Below are 13,728 nucleotides of genomic sequence, written 5' to 3'. Positions count from 1 at the left end.
TTTTTGTGAAATTTATCCACGCGATACTCTTTTTTGCTTTGTGAGAAATATTAATGTGAGTCCATCTAAGCATTAAAAAAGTTTTGTTGCTTAACTGACTATAACAAATAAGCCAAAAATATTCCGAGTACAATCATAGAAACTTTGGCAATATTAAATTTGTGTCCTTCGCTGCTTTCAAAAATAATGGTAGATGAAATATGGAACAAAATTCCGATTACAATCGCTGTTATCTGAGTGTAATATTCATTTAAGAAAGGTAAAAAATCAGAAGCAATTGTTCCAATTGGTGTCATAATTGCAAAAACGATCATAAAAGCAAAAATAGCTTTTTTGTCTAGTTGAGCGTTGCTAAAAAAGGTAGTTAAAATGATGGCAATAGGCAAGTGGTGAATCGCAATTCCGATCGCTAGATCGTGATGATGTCCAACAGGAAATCCTTCCAGAAACGCATGAATGCACAAACTAATAAACAATAACCACGGAATTTGAGACATTTTAGCATGCCCGTGTACGTGACCGTGTTCGGCTCCTTTAGAGAAAAACTCAAGTATGATCTGGAACAAAATTCCGACCATGATAAACAACCCAACTTTAGGACTATGGGACTCGTAAACTTCAGGCAGTAAGTGCATGACAGTTAAGGATAACAAAAATGAACCGCTAAATGCAAGCAGCAATTTTAGATTGGTTTTGCTTTTTGGTTTTAAAAACAACGCCACCAGATAACCAAAAAGTACTGAGAATAGAGGTAATAAATAATTCATTTTGTTTTGGTTTAATCGTTGATTCGTTTAATTGGTTTTTTCTTTAATCGTTGATTTGTTTAATCGATTTTACGGTTAAACAATTGAACAATTAACCAGTTATTTAAAAATCATGATTAATCGCTCGCTTTCTGTTTTATGAAATTTTTTGAGCTTGTAATCTCCAAAAATATCCAAAAGAAAAATCCCTGCTTCTTCCATTAATTCCTGAAAATCGTTTAAAGTCAGTGCTTTAACTTTTTCTGTAAAATGATATTGGCGTCCATCATCTTCAAAATCAATTTCCTTAAAAATATGTCCGTCTTGTACATATCTTTTTATTCTAAAATCGATATTATCAACGGTTTTTACTTCTTCAGGAACTAGGGTTTCGATTACTTGTGTGACATTCATAAAATCAATCACAGCGAATCCGTATTCAGAAAGACTTTCTTTAATCGCTTTTAATGTGGTAAGATTATCATCATCACTCTCAAAATATCCAAAACTGGTAAAAAGATTAAAAATGGCATCAAATTTTTCTTCGAAAGGCTCGCGCATATCGTGAACTTTAAAATGCAAAGTTTCGTTATTATTTTTACTCGCCTCGGCAATACTATTTTCGGATAAATCCGCTCCTAAAACATTGAATCCTAGCTGGTTTAAATAAATAGAATGGCGGCCTTTACCGCAAGCCAAGTCTAATACTTTTGCTTTCTCGGGAAGGTTGAGATAATGGGTAAGATTATCCATAAAAATCTGGGCTTCTCGGTAATTTCTATCTTTATAAAGGATATGGTAATACGGAGTATCAAACCATGAAGTAAACCAATTTTCGTTGTTACGCTCCTGATTTGGTGTAGATGAGTTATGTGCTTCAGACATTTATTCTATTTCAATTAATTCAAAGTCCCGCAAATTTAGTGTATTTTTGCCAAAAAATTACTATTTCGCTGCGATACCTAAAAACAATCGAAGGATATAGGTTGGGATTTTTTTTAATACAAAAATAAAAATGGAAGAAAATTTTAGAATGATTGCCAAATGTTTTTTTGGTTTTGAAGAAATATTAGAAGCAGAATTGAAAGTTTTAGGCGCCCAAGATGTTGAGAAAGGGGTGAGAATGGTAAGCTTTAAAGGCGATAAAGGATTTATGTACAAGGCCAATTTGTCTTTGCGAACAGCACTTAAAGTCTTAAAACCGATTTATTCGTTTAGGGCCAATAATGAGCAAGCGCTCTACAAAGGAATATCAGGTATCAATTGGTCTAAATTGCTCAATGCAAACCAAACTTTTGTAATTGATGCAACAGTGCATTCTACTTATTTTAACCATTCTGAGTTTGTTTCTCAAAAATGTAAAGATGCTATTGTAGATCAGTTTAGAGAAAGAACAGGACAGCGCCCGAGTATTGACAAAGCGTTCCCGGATTTAAGAATTAACATTCATATTGATAAAGATCAGGTTTCGGTAGCACTGGATACTTCTGGAAATTCATTGCACCAACGTGGGTACAGAACAGCGACAAATATTGCGCCTATAAACGAGGTTTTGGCGGCTGGAATTTTGCTATTATCGGGTTGGGAAGGTCAAAGTCACTTTTTAGACCCAATGTGTGGGTCTGGAACTTTCTTGGCAGAAGCGGCGATGATTGCGTGTAATATTCCGGCAAACATCAACCGAAAAGAATTTGCTTTTGAAAAATGGAAAGATTGGGACAATGATTTATTCGATCAAATTGTGGACAGTCTGATGAAAAAGACTAAGGAATTTCATTACACCATAAAAGGCTTTGATAAAGCGCCAAGTGCTGTCAATAAAGCAAAAGATAATATAAAAAATGCTAATCTTGACGATTATATTACCATCGAAGAGAATAACTTTTTTGATACTGAAAAAGCGGTAGAAGGAAAGCTTCACATGGTTTTTAATCCGCCTTATGATGAGCGTTTGGATATTCACATGGAAGAATTTTACAAAAATATCGGCGATACTTTAAAGAAAAGTTATCCCGGAACCAATGCGTGGTTTATTACAGCCAATCTCGAAGCCTTAAAATTTGTGGGACTAAAACCTTCAAGAAAAATCAAACTTTTTAACGCCAGTCTAGAAGCACGTTTGGTAAAATACGAAATGTACGAAGGTAGTAAGAGAACGAAGTTTCAAGTCTAAGGTTCTTAGTTTCTAAGACACTAAGTTACTAAGATTTTTAGCTTTGAGTAATTCTATAATAAGTAATTTAAGGTTGGGTAATAAAGTGCTAAAGTAATACTTAGCAACTTAGATTCTCAGAACCTTAGCAACTTTAAAAAAAAATGACAAAATTACAAGTAAGAGGTTTTTTATATCAATTAGGATGTTTTGCGATATTATTTATTTCGTCACGATATTTAATTGCGCGTTTTACAGAATTATCGGGATTATGGATTCCGATGACGGCATTTATAGTTTCTACATTGATTTCGCCAAAATTTCAGGCAGTAAAAACTAAAGATGGTGAGAAGCTCTTTATGAAATGGATTTTTATAAAAGGAATCAAAGAAATAGGATAATGATAAAAGGAACTAAGGTTCTGATTTACTCAGATTCTAAGTAAAAATAAAAGCCACAAATTCTGAATTATTAGTTCTGGATTTGTGGCTTTTTTTATCGCTGATATTCTTTGAATTTAACCGATTGGTTATTTTTTATCTGATATTCGGTATAAAACGTTTTGTCTTTGTCTTCAAAGTTTTCGACTTTTCGGATCAAGTAAAAATTGTTGTTAGACCATTTATAATATGAATCGGATTCATTTCCGCTTCCGTCGGCCAGCATTTTTACAAATTCTTTATTTACTTGATCAAAAGTTAAATATTCCAGTTCTTCCAGTTTTAAATTTCGAACAAATTGTCCTTTTGCTTTGTCGTAAATAAAATACATAAAACTACCATCATATTTGATTCGGTTCGGAAAGTAGATGGCAATTTTTAAATCTAATACTCCATCAAAATTGAGATCTTCAAATTCAATTTCGCCAGTTTGGTCGTAAACCGCCTCATTAAATCCTGAAAGCGTCTGTATTTTTTCTTTTTTCGAATTAAAGATTTCTAAGCGATTGATTAAGTCTTGTTCCTGCAGTTCGCCATCGTAACCTTCTGTTTTACCTTTGTACTGATTCAGTTTAAAACTAAAATTCTTTGGATCAAATGCTGATAAATTTTCTAAACAAGTAAGTGTTACGTTAAATTGTTTGTCTTTTTTTTCATTTTGCCAAGTACCAATTAACTCATATTGATTGTTTATATGTAAAGAAAAACTACCCGTTTTTTGCGGATTTGTTTTGCCTTTTGAAGTCACATATGTAGTTTCTTCCAGTTTTATTTTGCCTTGATTAAAAGTACCCTTGGTATAAATATTTTTGTTTTTCCCACTTTTTAGATAATAATATTCTCCATAAACAGTGTCTTTTCCTTTTTCAAAACCAACCGTCATCACAATCGGATATTGAGCTATTTTTCCGGTAAAATGCAAAAAAGTAGTGATCGTTGTTTTCTGAGCAAAAGTAGTTTGGCTCCATGTGAAAAGGAGCAGAATCAGAATTTTTTTCATCGATCAAAAATTATTTTTTAGGCGCTTTTTTTACTATTTCTGGAAGTACTTTCTTTTTATAAATCGGAATAAAATAAGATACCGTATAATTAAAACCTACTCCAAAATTTCCGTTATAGGTTCTATTAAAGCCCGGAATATAAAGATTATCAAACCCACTCGGTTTTTTGTTGGTAACCAAAGTTTTCAATTGCACTCCAAAACCAACAAAAAGATTATTAAATACCTCTGCTTTTAATCCCAAAGCAACTTCTATCCAAGTTGCCGATAACCCGCTGTATTTTTGACCAGACGTCAAGGGAGGAATTTCTCCCCAATATGGATCGGGATTGTAAATTTTGTAGGTATTCAGTTGTTGGCTAAAAGTACTAAAACCTCCACGTAAACCAACTGATAGAATGTTTTCCATATCGAGCCAGTTTTCGTACATATTGTAGTCAAAACCAGCTTTGATGTACGTTCCGGTTGCAGTAGAATTTAATCGCGCATCATCTGTTGTTTTGTCTTCAAAACCAAGTTCGGCGGCCAGGTAATAATTTTTCGTCAAGCGAAAGTCTCCCGTAAATTCGACTCCTTTATAATCGCTATCATAAAAACCGCGGGTTAGTTTGTACAAATCGACACCTACACGCAAACCATAACGATCTGTTTTTGCAGGAATGCTGTCTTTTTTGGCCACTTCTGCCGTTTTTTTTGCTTCAGCTTTTGGTTTTTCCTTCACCACTTCTTTTGGAGAAGTGGTGGTTGGTGTTTCCTGAGCCTGAGTCAAAAACATCGAAAACAAAAGACAAATACTAGAAAAATACTTCGACATGTGTTTCATTTTCTGATTCGATATTAGGGGTTATTACGTTGATGTTTTTCATCCAATACGTATTGATATTTTCGCCTCCCAGACGCTCAACACTTGTATTTAATTTGTAAATGGTCTTAAAACCGCATGCTCTTGATACATAAACATTTTCTCTGGTATAAGTAAATTTTAAGATATCGTCGTTTTGTAAAGCGGGATTTGTTGTGCTAAAATTCGAAATAAAATGATAAGTCACACTGTCTTTTGAGGGGTCTAGCGGAATTAAAATTTTACTTGCGTTAGTAGTGTATTTTAATTCATCGGTAATTGCTGTTTCATTAAAAATAATACCTTTTGTCGCATCCTGACCTTCTCCGTACACTTTCAAACTGGTTACAGGTTTTAATACTGTTGGCTGATCGGCAAAGTAAAATGTCAGCACAAGTCGAGGAGTGGTGGGAGTATTTGCATCGCAAATATCATCTTTTTCGCAACCCGAAAATCCAAAAGCTAAAAGGAGGAAAAGTGAAATTATTTTTTTCATTGAATTTTTATTATCGAAGTTCTAAAAGTACAACATTTTCGACATGATGCGTTTGTGGAAACATGTCAACCGGACGCACACGAGTCACTTTATATTTCTCATCCATCAAAGCTAAGTCACGCGCTTGTGTAGCAGAATTACAGCTTACATAAACTACTTTTTTAGGAGCGATTTTCAGGATTTGCTCAATAACATCTTTGTGCATTCCGTCTCTTGGCGGATCTGTTATAATGACATCTGGTTTTCCATGTTGCGTAATAAAGGCTTCATTAAAAACGACTTTCATGTCTCCAACAAAGAACTCGCAATTGGTAATATTATTGCGTTCGGCATTGGCTTTTGCATCCAGAATAGCTTCAGGTACACTTTCTACACCAATTACTTTTTTTGCTTTTTTAGCAACAAATTGAGCAATTGTTCCAGTTCCGGTATATAAGTCATACACCGTTTCGTCACCAGAAAGCCCGGCAAAATCGCGTGTTATTTTGTACAATTCAAATGCTTGATCTGAGTTGGTTTGGTAAAATGATTTGGCGTTGATGCTAAATTTTAAACCTTCCATTTCCTCCAGAATATAATCTCTACCTTTATATAGTTTTACATTTTGATCGTAAATAGTATCGTTTTGCTTAGAATTTACTACATATTGCAATGAAGTAATTTGTGGAAATTTTTCGTGAAGATGATCTAAAATCAACTCACGATTGTTTTTATCTTCTTCAAAAAACTGAATTAAAACCATGATTTCGCCCGTAGAGGCAGTACGAATCATAAAAGTTCTTAATAAACCAGAATGTTCTCTCGGGTTAAAGAAAGTCAGGTTATGTTCGTTTGCAAAAGCTCTTATTTCGTTTCTGATGGCGTTTGAAGGATCTTCCTGCAAATGGCATTTGTTGATATCGAGAATTTTATCCCACATTTTAGGAATGTGAAAACCTAATGCATTTCGGTTCCCTAAATCTTCTGTGCTTTCTATTTCTTTTTCTGTCAGCCATCGGCTATTCGAAAAAGAGAATTCCATTTTATTTCTGTAAAAAAACTGTTTTTCAGAACCCAGAATAGTTTCAAATTCCGGAAGCTCAACTTTTCCAATACGCTGCAAATGGTTTTTTACCTCGTTTTGTTTGTAGTAAAGTTGCTGGCTGTATTTCATATTCTGCCATTTACATCCGCCACAAGCGCCAAAATGTTCGCAAATTGGTTCTATACGATGCTCAGAAAACTCATGAAATTTTACGGCTTTACCTTCGTAATAGGCTTTTCTTTTCTTAAAAGTTTGTACATCTACGACATCGCCCGGAACGACATTCGGTATAAAAATTACTTTTCCGTCAGGTGCTTTTGCTACTGATACCCCTTTTGCTCCAGCGTCAAGAACCGGAATCTGATGAAAGACAATTTTGTCTGTATTTTTTCTTCCCATAGCGCAAAAATAAGGGTTTGTAAACTTTTATAAATTCAAATTTGAAAATATTTTGATAATTTATTTAATTTCGTAGTTTAATTAAGTTTAAAAGCTAACTTTGTTTTAGCAATAATCAACCAACCTACATTTTTAATTTGATTATTGTTGTTTTTTTATGAATTTGTATCACAATCTTTCACAAATTAGCTTCCTAAAAAAAAGTTATGCCTTAAAGTTTTTGTTTGTTGCATTTATAGGTATTCACATTCCTTTAATAGGTATTCTGTTTTTTGTACTTTATTCAAATAACGGTATTTCTGCCACGTCAATTTTAATTTTCTCACTGATCATGACGTTATTGGCGACAATCGTTACTTTGTTAATTTTAAATCAATTGATAAAACCCATTGCAACTGCTTCCAAATCTTTAGAAGAATACAGAAACGATAGAAAATTAGCTGTTTTGCCCACAGAATATGCCGATGAAGCTGGTTTGTTGATGTACAATATTCAGGAATCTATTTTGGAGGCCGAAAGTTTTATCAACGAAAAGCAGGATCTGATTTATATGCTTTCGCATGATTTGAAAAATTTTGCAGGAAATCCTCAAGGTTTGGCTAAGCTAATTTTACTTGAAAATCCATCAGAATCAGTTGAGCATTTGGCTAATTTAATCTGTGAATCTACCAATCTGCAATTTCGATACATCGAAAATTTTATTAATCTGTTAAACGAGCAAGATAAATTTATAAAAGGAACTAGGGAGATCAAAACGATTGTGTTTTCGGATATTTTACCTTTTGTCAGCGAGCAGGTCGAACAACGTTTGCTGGATAAAAATATCAAGTTGGGTATGACACTCGAAATTACGGAAGCTTCTCTTAAAATTGATGAAGGATTATTGATTCAGGTTCTGGTAAATTTGATTAGTAATGCTATTAAGTTCTCTTATTTTGGAGGAAAAATTGAAGTTAAATTTTATAAAGATAATTCAGATTTTGCTATTAGTGTTTCGGATAATGGAATAGGTTTTGACAAAAACGAAATTGATGAATTGTTCAAAAAATTTACCAAAATGAGCCGTTTAGGAACAGCAAATGAAACTTCGACAGGAATTGGGCTGTACTTGTGCAAAAAAATCATCGAAAGAAGCAAAGGAAAACTTTCGGCAATAAGTGAAGGTAAAAATAAAGGCGCTGAGTTTAAAATTGTTTTTGATTTGTAATCATTGCTTTTTTTTGATGAGCTCGTAATTTACAATGGCGAAAAAATAAAAACACAAATCGGCAGCAATTTTCCCGAATATTATTCCGAAAAAGTAATTGCCCACCAAAATCGGCATCCAATACATACAAAACGGACGAACGACCAAAAAGTCTAAAACAGCTGGATATCCAAATTCTAAGATTAAATTTTTTACAAGTAAAAGCAAATCTTTAAAAGACGTAGTTGTATTTTGAAGTTTGTTTTGTTGTTTTAATTTTTTATTAGAAGAAAACAGAATAACGCTGTAAAAAGCTAAATATTCTGCTATGGTAATTAAGTATGCAGTTGTTAAGCCGCTATAAACAGAACTAAGCAAAGAAGTACTAAGTGCTGCACTTGTACTTGCTAATTCGGCATATTTATAGCGGTTAAACCATTCTTTAAAGTTTTTTCGGGTCAATTTTTTAAAGTTTCAAAGTTTCAGGTTTCAAAGTTTCAAAGTTTCAAAGTTTCAGGTTTTAGAACTTAGCACCTTAGCTTCTTAGTTCCTCTTTTTAATCAAATAAGTCAGAAGACAAATAACGATCGCCACGATCGCAAATAATGGCTACAATAACGCCTGATTCTAATTGTTCGGCAATTTTTAAGGCAGTAGCAACAGAGCCTCCACTGCTCATTCCTGCAAAAACGCCTTCTTCGAGTGCCAAACGTTTAGTCATTTTTCTGGCTTCTTCTTCGCTAACATCAATAACGGTATCTACTTTTGATGCATCAAAAATTTTGGGTAAATATTCCTGCGGCCATTTACGTATTCCCGGAATTTGAGAACCGTCGCTTGGTTGAGCTCCTATGATCTGAATGGCTGGATTTTTTTCTTTCAGATAAGTCGAAGTTCCCATGATCGTTCCTGTTGTTCCCATTGCCGCAACAAAGTGGGTTACTGTTCCCTCTGTATCATTCCAAATTTCTGGACCTGTGGTTTTGTAATGTGCTTTCCAGTTGTCATCATTTGCAAACTGATTTAACATCAAATAGCCGCCTTCTGCTACTTTTTTATCTGCGTAGTTACGTGAACCAATAATTCCGTCTTTAGCGGGTGTCAAAATCACTGTAGCGCCATAAGCACGCATGGTTTGTGTACGCTCTTTGGTAGAATCTTCGGGTAAAACCAATTCTATTTCAATTTGAAACAATTGCGCAATCATCGCCAAAGCAATGCCTGTATTGCCGCTTGTTGCTTCAATAAGTTTATCTCCTTTTTTGATATCGCCCCTTTCCACAGCAGACGCAATCATGTTGTATGCTGCTCGGTCTTTTACACTTCCGCCGGGATTATTTCCTTCGAGTTTTAGTAAAAGCTTTACATTTTTATTTTTAACCAAATTGACAGTTTCCATCAATGGCGTATTTCCAATTAGGTTTAACAATTTTTGTGGACCCATTTTATTTTTTTTCTTTTATTTTTACTTCGGTTGTAGTGGTGTTTAAAACGATAGAATCAGGGGGGATAGATTTGGTAATCCATGCGTTTCCTCCCACAATACTGTTTTTGCCAATAATAGTCTCGCCTCCTAAAATAGTGGCATTGGCATAAATACAGACATTTGCTTCTACTGTTGGATGGCGTTTTGCGTTTTTCATCTCTTTACTCACACTAAGCGCTCCCAAAGTTACTCCCTGGTAAATTTTTACATGTTTTTTGATGATGGTAGTTTCGCCAATAACGATTCCGGTGGCGTGATCAATAAAAAACGGCGAGGCGATATCGGCACCTGCGTGAATGTCTGTCCCTGTTATGCGATGTGCATATTCACTCATCAATCTTGAGAAAAGCAATAAATCAAGTTGGTACAATTCGTGGCTCAATCGGTAAATAGCGATGGCATAAAATCCAGGGTAACCCAGATATACTTCGTCGATACTGTTAGAGGCAGGATCATTTTCTAAAATATACTCGGCATCCTGATTTAATTTTTCTAATACGCCGGGTAATTTTTCCAGAAATTTATCCCAAATAGATTCGCATAAATTTTCAGGTTTTTTGCACGCCAGAACGGCAATTTCCTTAAAACGTATTTCCAGCTCGTCAATACTTTTATCCAATGGCGCATTCGAATCAAACAGCGTGTAAAAAAGCTTTTCGGTAAAATCTTCTGTTTTGGTTTTGATTCCGTAATTGATATTCGAATAACTTTTTAAGGCCTTTATATTTTGTATGATAGTATCTCTTGTCAAAACTTTAAAATTGTATGAGTAATTTGAAACGCTAAAAGTAAGGCGTTTTTTGGAAATAGAGGCACGAAAAAGCCAAAGAAATTTTACTTATTACATTCTTATTTGTGATACTTAATACATTTTTAAAGCCAATCTTTTATAAGATTCTTAACAGGTTAAATGCGTAAATTAGCAAGTAAATAAATTTAAAATGAAAAATAATTCAACTTTTAAAAGTGCCATTTCTAATATCGATTATCCTCAAAAAGAAAAAATTTCCGGAAAATCCATACATGATCCTGTTCTTGGACTTATTGTAAAAGATTTTCCTTCTTTTTGCGAGGATGATTTTATTGCAATAAAAGAATTAAACACGTATCGACAAAAATACATTTCAAATTATCTTTCTACCGAAATTGGAGCGCTTTCTGATCTTGAAAAAAGTGTGATGGAATCTTTAAGAGAAGACAAATCAATTGTGAGTTCGGTTGAAGATGAAAACGAAAATCGAAGTTTTGGGCAAAAAATTGCAGATAAAGTAGCTGACTTTGGCGGAAGCTGGACTTTTATTCTTTCATTTTTGCTTTTTATCGTCCTCTGGATTGCGGCCAATGTATATATCTTGCTCAACAAAGGTTTTGATCCTTATCCATTTATTTTATTGAATTTAATTTTGTCTTGTATCGCAGCATTACAAGCTCCGGTAATTATGATGAGTCAAAATCGTCAGGAAGAAAAAGACCGCACGCGCGCCAAAAAAGATTATATGATTAATTTGAAATCAGAGTTAGAGATAAGAATGATTCATGATAAAATTGATCATTTGATTATGCATCAACAGCAGGAATTAATCGAAATTCAGAAAGTACAAATCGAGATGATGAATGATATTTTGAATCAAATAAAAAAATAATTTCAGCTTAAAAAAGTCAAATATAAAAATGTTTGTAGTAGTATCCGGCTATCATAAAAACAACATTTATGATGGCAGAAATCCAAAGTATTTTGTTGTAATTTTTTGACCTATCTAAAAAATGCAAAGCCACAAAAAACAAAAATAAAAGTGTAGTATAGATCGCTGGATACATTTTGAAAGCGGCTAAAAATTCTCCCTGAAAAAGTAAGAATAAAGCACGCTGAAAACCGCATCCTAAACACTCAATTCCGAATAGTGTTTTGCTGAGACATGGCAACATGTATTTTTCTAAATTCACGGTTTTTCTTTTTTACAATTTTACAAAAAAAGATTGGATAATAAAGGAGAAGTTGAGAAGTGCTATTTTAAAGTTTATTACTTTTGAAGTCTTATACTTTATGAAATGAAATTTTTTAAAATATTAATTATGGTTTTGGCAATTTCGGTTGCATTATATCAACAGGTTTCGGAAGAAAAAAACATCTACATCACGGTGATTGCGATTGCCGTTTTTATGTTTGGAATGATGCAGTTGAGTGCGAAAGTACCAAGTAAAAATCAAGAAAAGGAGGAACAGGATGCTGACTAAAGGAGATAAAGTTTCCGTCTTAGATGAGGCCATAAACGGGGTGGTGATTTCAGTCAAAAATCAAGAGGTTTTGATTGAAACTGAGGAAGGTTTTTTGATGACATTTTTTGTCAAAGAATTAATTAAAATTCAGGATACCAGTAATTTAATGAATTCCATCAAAAGAATTGATTTAGATAAAGTTTCCAAAGAAAAAGAAGAGCCAAAACCACGAAGTTTTGTAAAAGAAAAGAAAGATAAACGCGAAATTTCGGCTCCTGAATTTGATTTGCACATCGAAAAATTAGTTCCCAATAAACGAGGAATGTCAAATTATGATATTTTAACTTTACAAACAGAAACAGCAAAAAGGCATATAGAATTTGCGATCAGAAACAGAATCCCGAAGATTGTTTTTATTCACGGAGTTGGAGAAGGAATTCTTAAAGCAGAACTTGATTTTTTATTGGGCCGTTATGACGGAATCGATTTTCAGGATGCCAATTATCAAAAATATGGTCTCGGAGCTACCGAAGTTTATTTTAGACAAAATAATAAATAAGACATTTTTTGAGTGTTAAAAGCACCAATATCAAAGCATAATAAAAGGTCTGTTTTTAATTTAATTTTTTATCAAAATCAGATTAAAAACAGACCTTTTATTTGTAAGAATAAAATCGAAATATTTTTTGCTTTTATAAACAATAAAAGACTTCTTTTTGTTATTTTGTTAAGGTGCCTAATAAGTAACTGTTGCCTAATTTGAAACTTAGATTACCGTTTACAAGCTGCACATTTTTAAGCGTAATGGTGTGGGTAAATGTTGTTCCACTTTTGGTAGTTGCTACCTCTATTATTCCGCCCACGGTAGCATTCCAGGTTGTGTTGATAGTAGGTGAAGTTGGTGTGCCATTGCAAAAGTAATTGACATCTATTGCGCCATTATAAGTATTGTAAACCACTTTATTTTGAGTGGCTGTTATACTACTGCTCCTTGGAGAACCAACAGGGGTTTCTGCATCTACAATTAAATTCGGATCAATATCATTAATCGTCATAGAATAGGTAGAGGTGTAATTGTAAAGTTGTTTTGTGGTGGGACATTCGCCTACAGCGTTGACAAATGTTACGCTTGGCGAGGTATAGCCTGTGGTTATAGTTCCAAATACAAGATCTTCATTTTCAACTTGTGATCCTTGTGGTTTTGAATAGGTAACCTTTTCTATAATAATTAAATGAGCAAAACCGGTTATAGATGAGCTACCATTTTCTGTATTTTCAGTAGTTGTTGCTGTTGTTACGATCTTTAATCTACCACCAGTAGCAAACCATTCGTTGGTCACATTAGGGAAAGTAGGTCTGATATCATCGCAAATATTTGACTTTGATATTACACCATCATACGCTCTGTACACTAATTGATAGGCTCCATTAGCGACAATATCAAATTCTTTAGTACCAACTACAGGTGTACCAATTTCAGGTGCTAATGTGTATTGTGGTAATTTAAGCAGTAAAGATTCCTGACTTTTTATTTTATAAAGTAAATCATAGGTTTTAGTATCACAACCTACAGGCGTTATTTCGGTAAAATCAATTTTTTCTTCGGTCAGATCTCCATCATCGCAACCGTTTAGCAGCATGGCAAATAATAATAGGCAGGCATATTTTTTCATCGTAATTATATTTGCGTCAAAAATAGTGAAAATTTTCGCAAATGATATTTTAGAATAGACAATTGATA

17 protein-coding genes are annotated in these 13,728 nt (G+C 33.7%); 6 read left to right on the top strand and 11 right to left on the bottom strand.

Going from position 1 to position 13,728, the window contains the following annotated elements:
* Nucleotides 1–98 precede the first annotated feature (98 nt).
* Together J3495_RS06075 and J3495_RS06070 are read right to left on the bottom strand one after the other, a co-directional pair.
* Nucleotides 99–767 carry a ZIP family metal transporter gene (locus tag J3495_RS06075; RefSeq protein WP_210665682.1) on the bottom strand — a complete coding sequence of 223 codons (669 nt, stop codon included), beginning with the start codon at nucleotides 765–767 and terminating at the stop codon, nucleotides 99–101.
* 99 nt (nucleotides 768–866) lie between these two features.
* Nucleotides 867–1,631: a class I SAM-dependent methyltransferase gene (locus J3495_RS06070; RefSeq protein ID WP_210665681.1), complete on the bottom strand. Its 765-nt coding sequence runs from the start codon at nucleotides 1,629–1,631 to the stop codon at nucleotides 867–869.
* Nucleotides 1,632–1,761: 130 nt separating this feature from the next.
* On the opposite strand from J3495_RS06070, the gene J3495_RS06065 reads away from it, so the two are divergent.
* Nucleotides 1,762–2,919 (top strand): THUMP domain-containing class I SAM-dependent RNA methyltransferase, encoded by a 1,158-nt coding sequence (locus J3495_RS06065; protein ID WP_210665680.1) that lies wholly within the window; start codon nucleotides 1,762–1,764, stop codon nucleotides 2,917–2,919.
* Nucleotides 2,920–3,062: 143 nt separating this feature from the next.
* Nucleotides 3,063–3,299: a hypothetical protein gene (locus J3495_RS06060; RefSeq protein ID WP_210665679.1), complete on the top strand. Its 237-nt coding sequence runs from the start codon at nucleotides 3,063–3,065 to the stop codon at nucleotides 3,297–3,299.
* A gap of 94 nt (nucleotides 3,300–3,393) precedes the next feature.
* Here J3495_RS06060 and J3495_RS06055 read toward each other — a convergent pair whose 3' ends face one another.
* Genes J3495_RS06055 through rlmD form a run of 4 tightly spaced genes read right to left on the bottom strand, consistent with a single transcriptional unit; the run spans nucleotide 3,394 to nucleotide 7,098 of the window.
* Entirely contained in the window at nucleotides 3,394–4,338 is a 945-nt protein-coding gene (locus J3495_RS06055) for an XAC2610-related protein (protein ID WP_210665678.1), read from the bottom strand.
* A gap of 10 nt (nucleotides 4,339–4,348) precedes the next feature.
* A complete protein-coding gene (locus tag J3495_RS06050) occupies nucleotides 4,349–5,161 on the bottom strand; it encodes a DUF6048 family protein (RefSeq protein WP_210665677.1) in 813 nt (270 codons plus the stop codon).
* Nucleotides 5,133–5,675, bottom strand: coding sequence for a DUF6452 family protein (locus J3495_RS06045; protein ID WP_210665676.1), 543 nt, complete (start codon nucleotides 5,673–5,675; stop codon nucleotides 5,133–5,135). Before J3495_RS06045 ends, J3495_RS06050 begins: the two co-directional genes overlap by 29 nt.
* A 10-nt stretch (nucleotides 5,676–5,685) precedes the next feature.
* Complete coding sequence (gene rlmD, locus J3495_RS06040; protein WP_210665675.1) at nucleotides 5,686–7,098, bottom strand: 23S rRNA (uracil(1939)-C(5))-methyltransferase RlmD; 1,413 nt, start codon at nucleotides 7,096–7,098, stop codon at nucleotides 5,686–5,688.
* A 157-nt stretch (nucleotides 7,099–7,255) separates the two neighbouring features.
* Here rlmD and J3495_RS06035 point away from each other — a divergent pair, with 157 nt between their 5' ends.
* On the top strand, nucleotides 7,256–8,305 hold the full coding sequence (locus J3495_RS06035; RefSeq protein WP_210665674.1) for a sensor histidine kinase: 1,050 nt from the start codon (nucleotides 7,256–7,258) through the stop codon (nucleotides 8,303–8,305).
* Here J3495_RS06035 and J3495_RS06030 read toward each other — a convergent pair whose 3' ends face one another.
* The 3 genes from J3495_RS06030 to J3495_RS06020 all read right to left on the bottom strand — a co-directional run bounded on the left by J3495_RS06030 (nucleotide 8,306) and on the right by J3495_RS06020 (nucleotide 10,521).
* On the bottom strand, nucleotides 8,306–8,746 hold the full coding sequence (locus J3495_RS06030) for a hypothetical protein (protein ID WP_210665673.1): 441 nt from the start codon (nucleotides 8,744–8,746) through the stop codon (nucleotides 8,306–8,308).
* Between the two features lie 94 nt (nucleotides 8,747–8,840).
* Nucleotides 8,841–9,728: a cysteine synthase CysM gene (gene cysM / locus J3495_RS06025; protein WP_210665672.1), complete on the bottom strand. Its 888-nt coding sequence runs from the start codon at nucleotides 9,726–9,728 to the stop codon at nucleotides 8,841–8,843.
* A gap of 1 nt (nucleotide 9,729) precedes the next feature.
* Nucleotides 9,730–10,521 carry a serine O-acetyltransferase gene (locus J3495_RS06020; protein ID WP_210665671.1) on the bottom strand — a complete coding sequence of 264 codons (792 nt, stop codon included), beginning with the start codon at nucleotides 10,519–10,521 and terminating at the stop codon, nucleotides 9,730–9,732.
* A gap of 190 nt (nucleotides 10,522–10,711) precedes the next feature.
* Here J3495_RS06020 and J3495_RS06015 point away from each other — a divergent pair, with 190 nt between their 5' ends.
* Nucleotides 10,712–11,413 (top strand): DUF1003 domain-containing protein, encoded by a 702-nt coding sequence (locus J3495_RS06015; RefSeq protein WP_210665670.1) that lies wholly within the window; start codon nucleotides 10,712–10,714, stop codon nucleotides 11,411–11,413.
* 16 nt (nucleotides 11,414–11,429) lie between these two features.
* Here J3495_RS06015 and J3495_RS06010 read toward each other — a convergent pair whose 3' ends face one another.
* Nucleotides 11,430–11,714, bottom strand: a complete 285-nt coding sequence (locus J3495_RS06010) for a DUF2752 domain-containing protein (protein ID WP_210665669.1) — start codon at nucleotides 11,712–11,714, stop codon at nucleotides 11,430–11,432.
* A gap of 105 nt (nucleotides 11,715–11,819) precedes the next feature.
* Here J3495_RS06010 and J3495_RS06005 point away from each other — a divergent pair, with 105 nt between their 5' ends.
* Nucleotides 11,820–12,005, top strand: coding sequence for a hypothetical protein (locus J3495_RS06005; RefSeq protein WP_210665668.1), 186 nt, complete (start codon nucleotides 11,820–11,822; stop codon nucleotides 12,003–12,005).
* Complete coding sequence (locus J3495_RS06000) at nucleotides 11,995–12,546, top strand: Smr/MutS family protein (protein ID WP_210665667.1); 552 nt, start codon at nucleotides 11,995–11,997, stop codon at nucleotides 12,544–12,546. The genes J3495_RS06005 and J3495_RS06000 overlap by 11 nt, the downstream gene beginning before the upstream one ends.
* Before the next feature lie 160 nt (nucleotides 12,547–12,706).
* Here the strand turns inward: J3495_RS06000 and J3495_RS05995 are convergent, their stop codons facing one another.
* A complete protein-coding gene (locus J3495_RS05995) occupies nucleotides 12,707–13,660 on the bottom strand; it encodes a hypothetical protein (protein ID WP_210665666.1) in 954 nt (317 codons plus the stop codon).
* Nucleotides 13,661–13,728 lie beyond the last annotated feature (68 nt).

The sequence above is a fragment of the Flavobacterium geliluteum genome (assembly GCF_017948595.1).
In the GTDB taxonomy this organism is placed as follows: domain Bacteria; phylum Bacteroidota; class Bacteroidia; order Flavobacteriales; family Flavobacteriaceae; genus Flavobacterium; species Flavobacterium flavipigmentatum.
The sequence above is the reverse complement of the archived record's forward strand: the minus strand, read 5'-3'. Positions and strand labels throughout refer to the sequence as shown.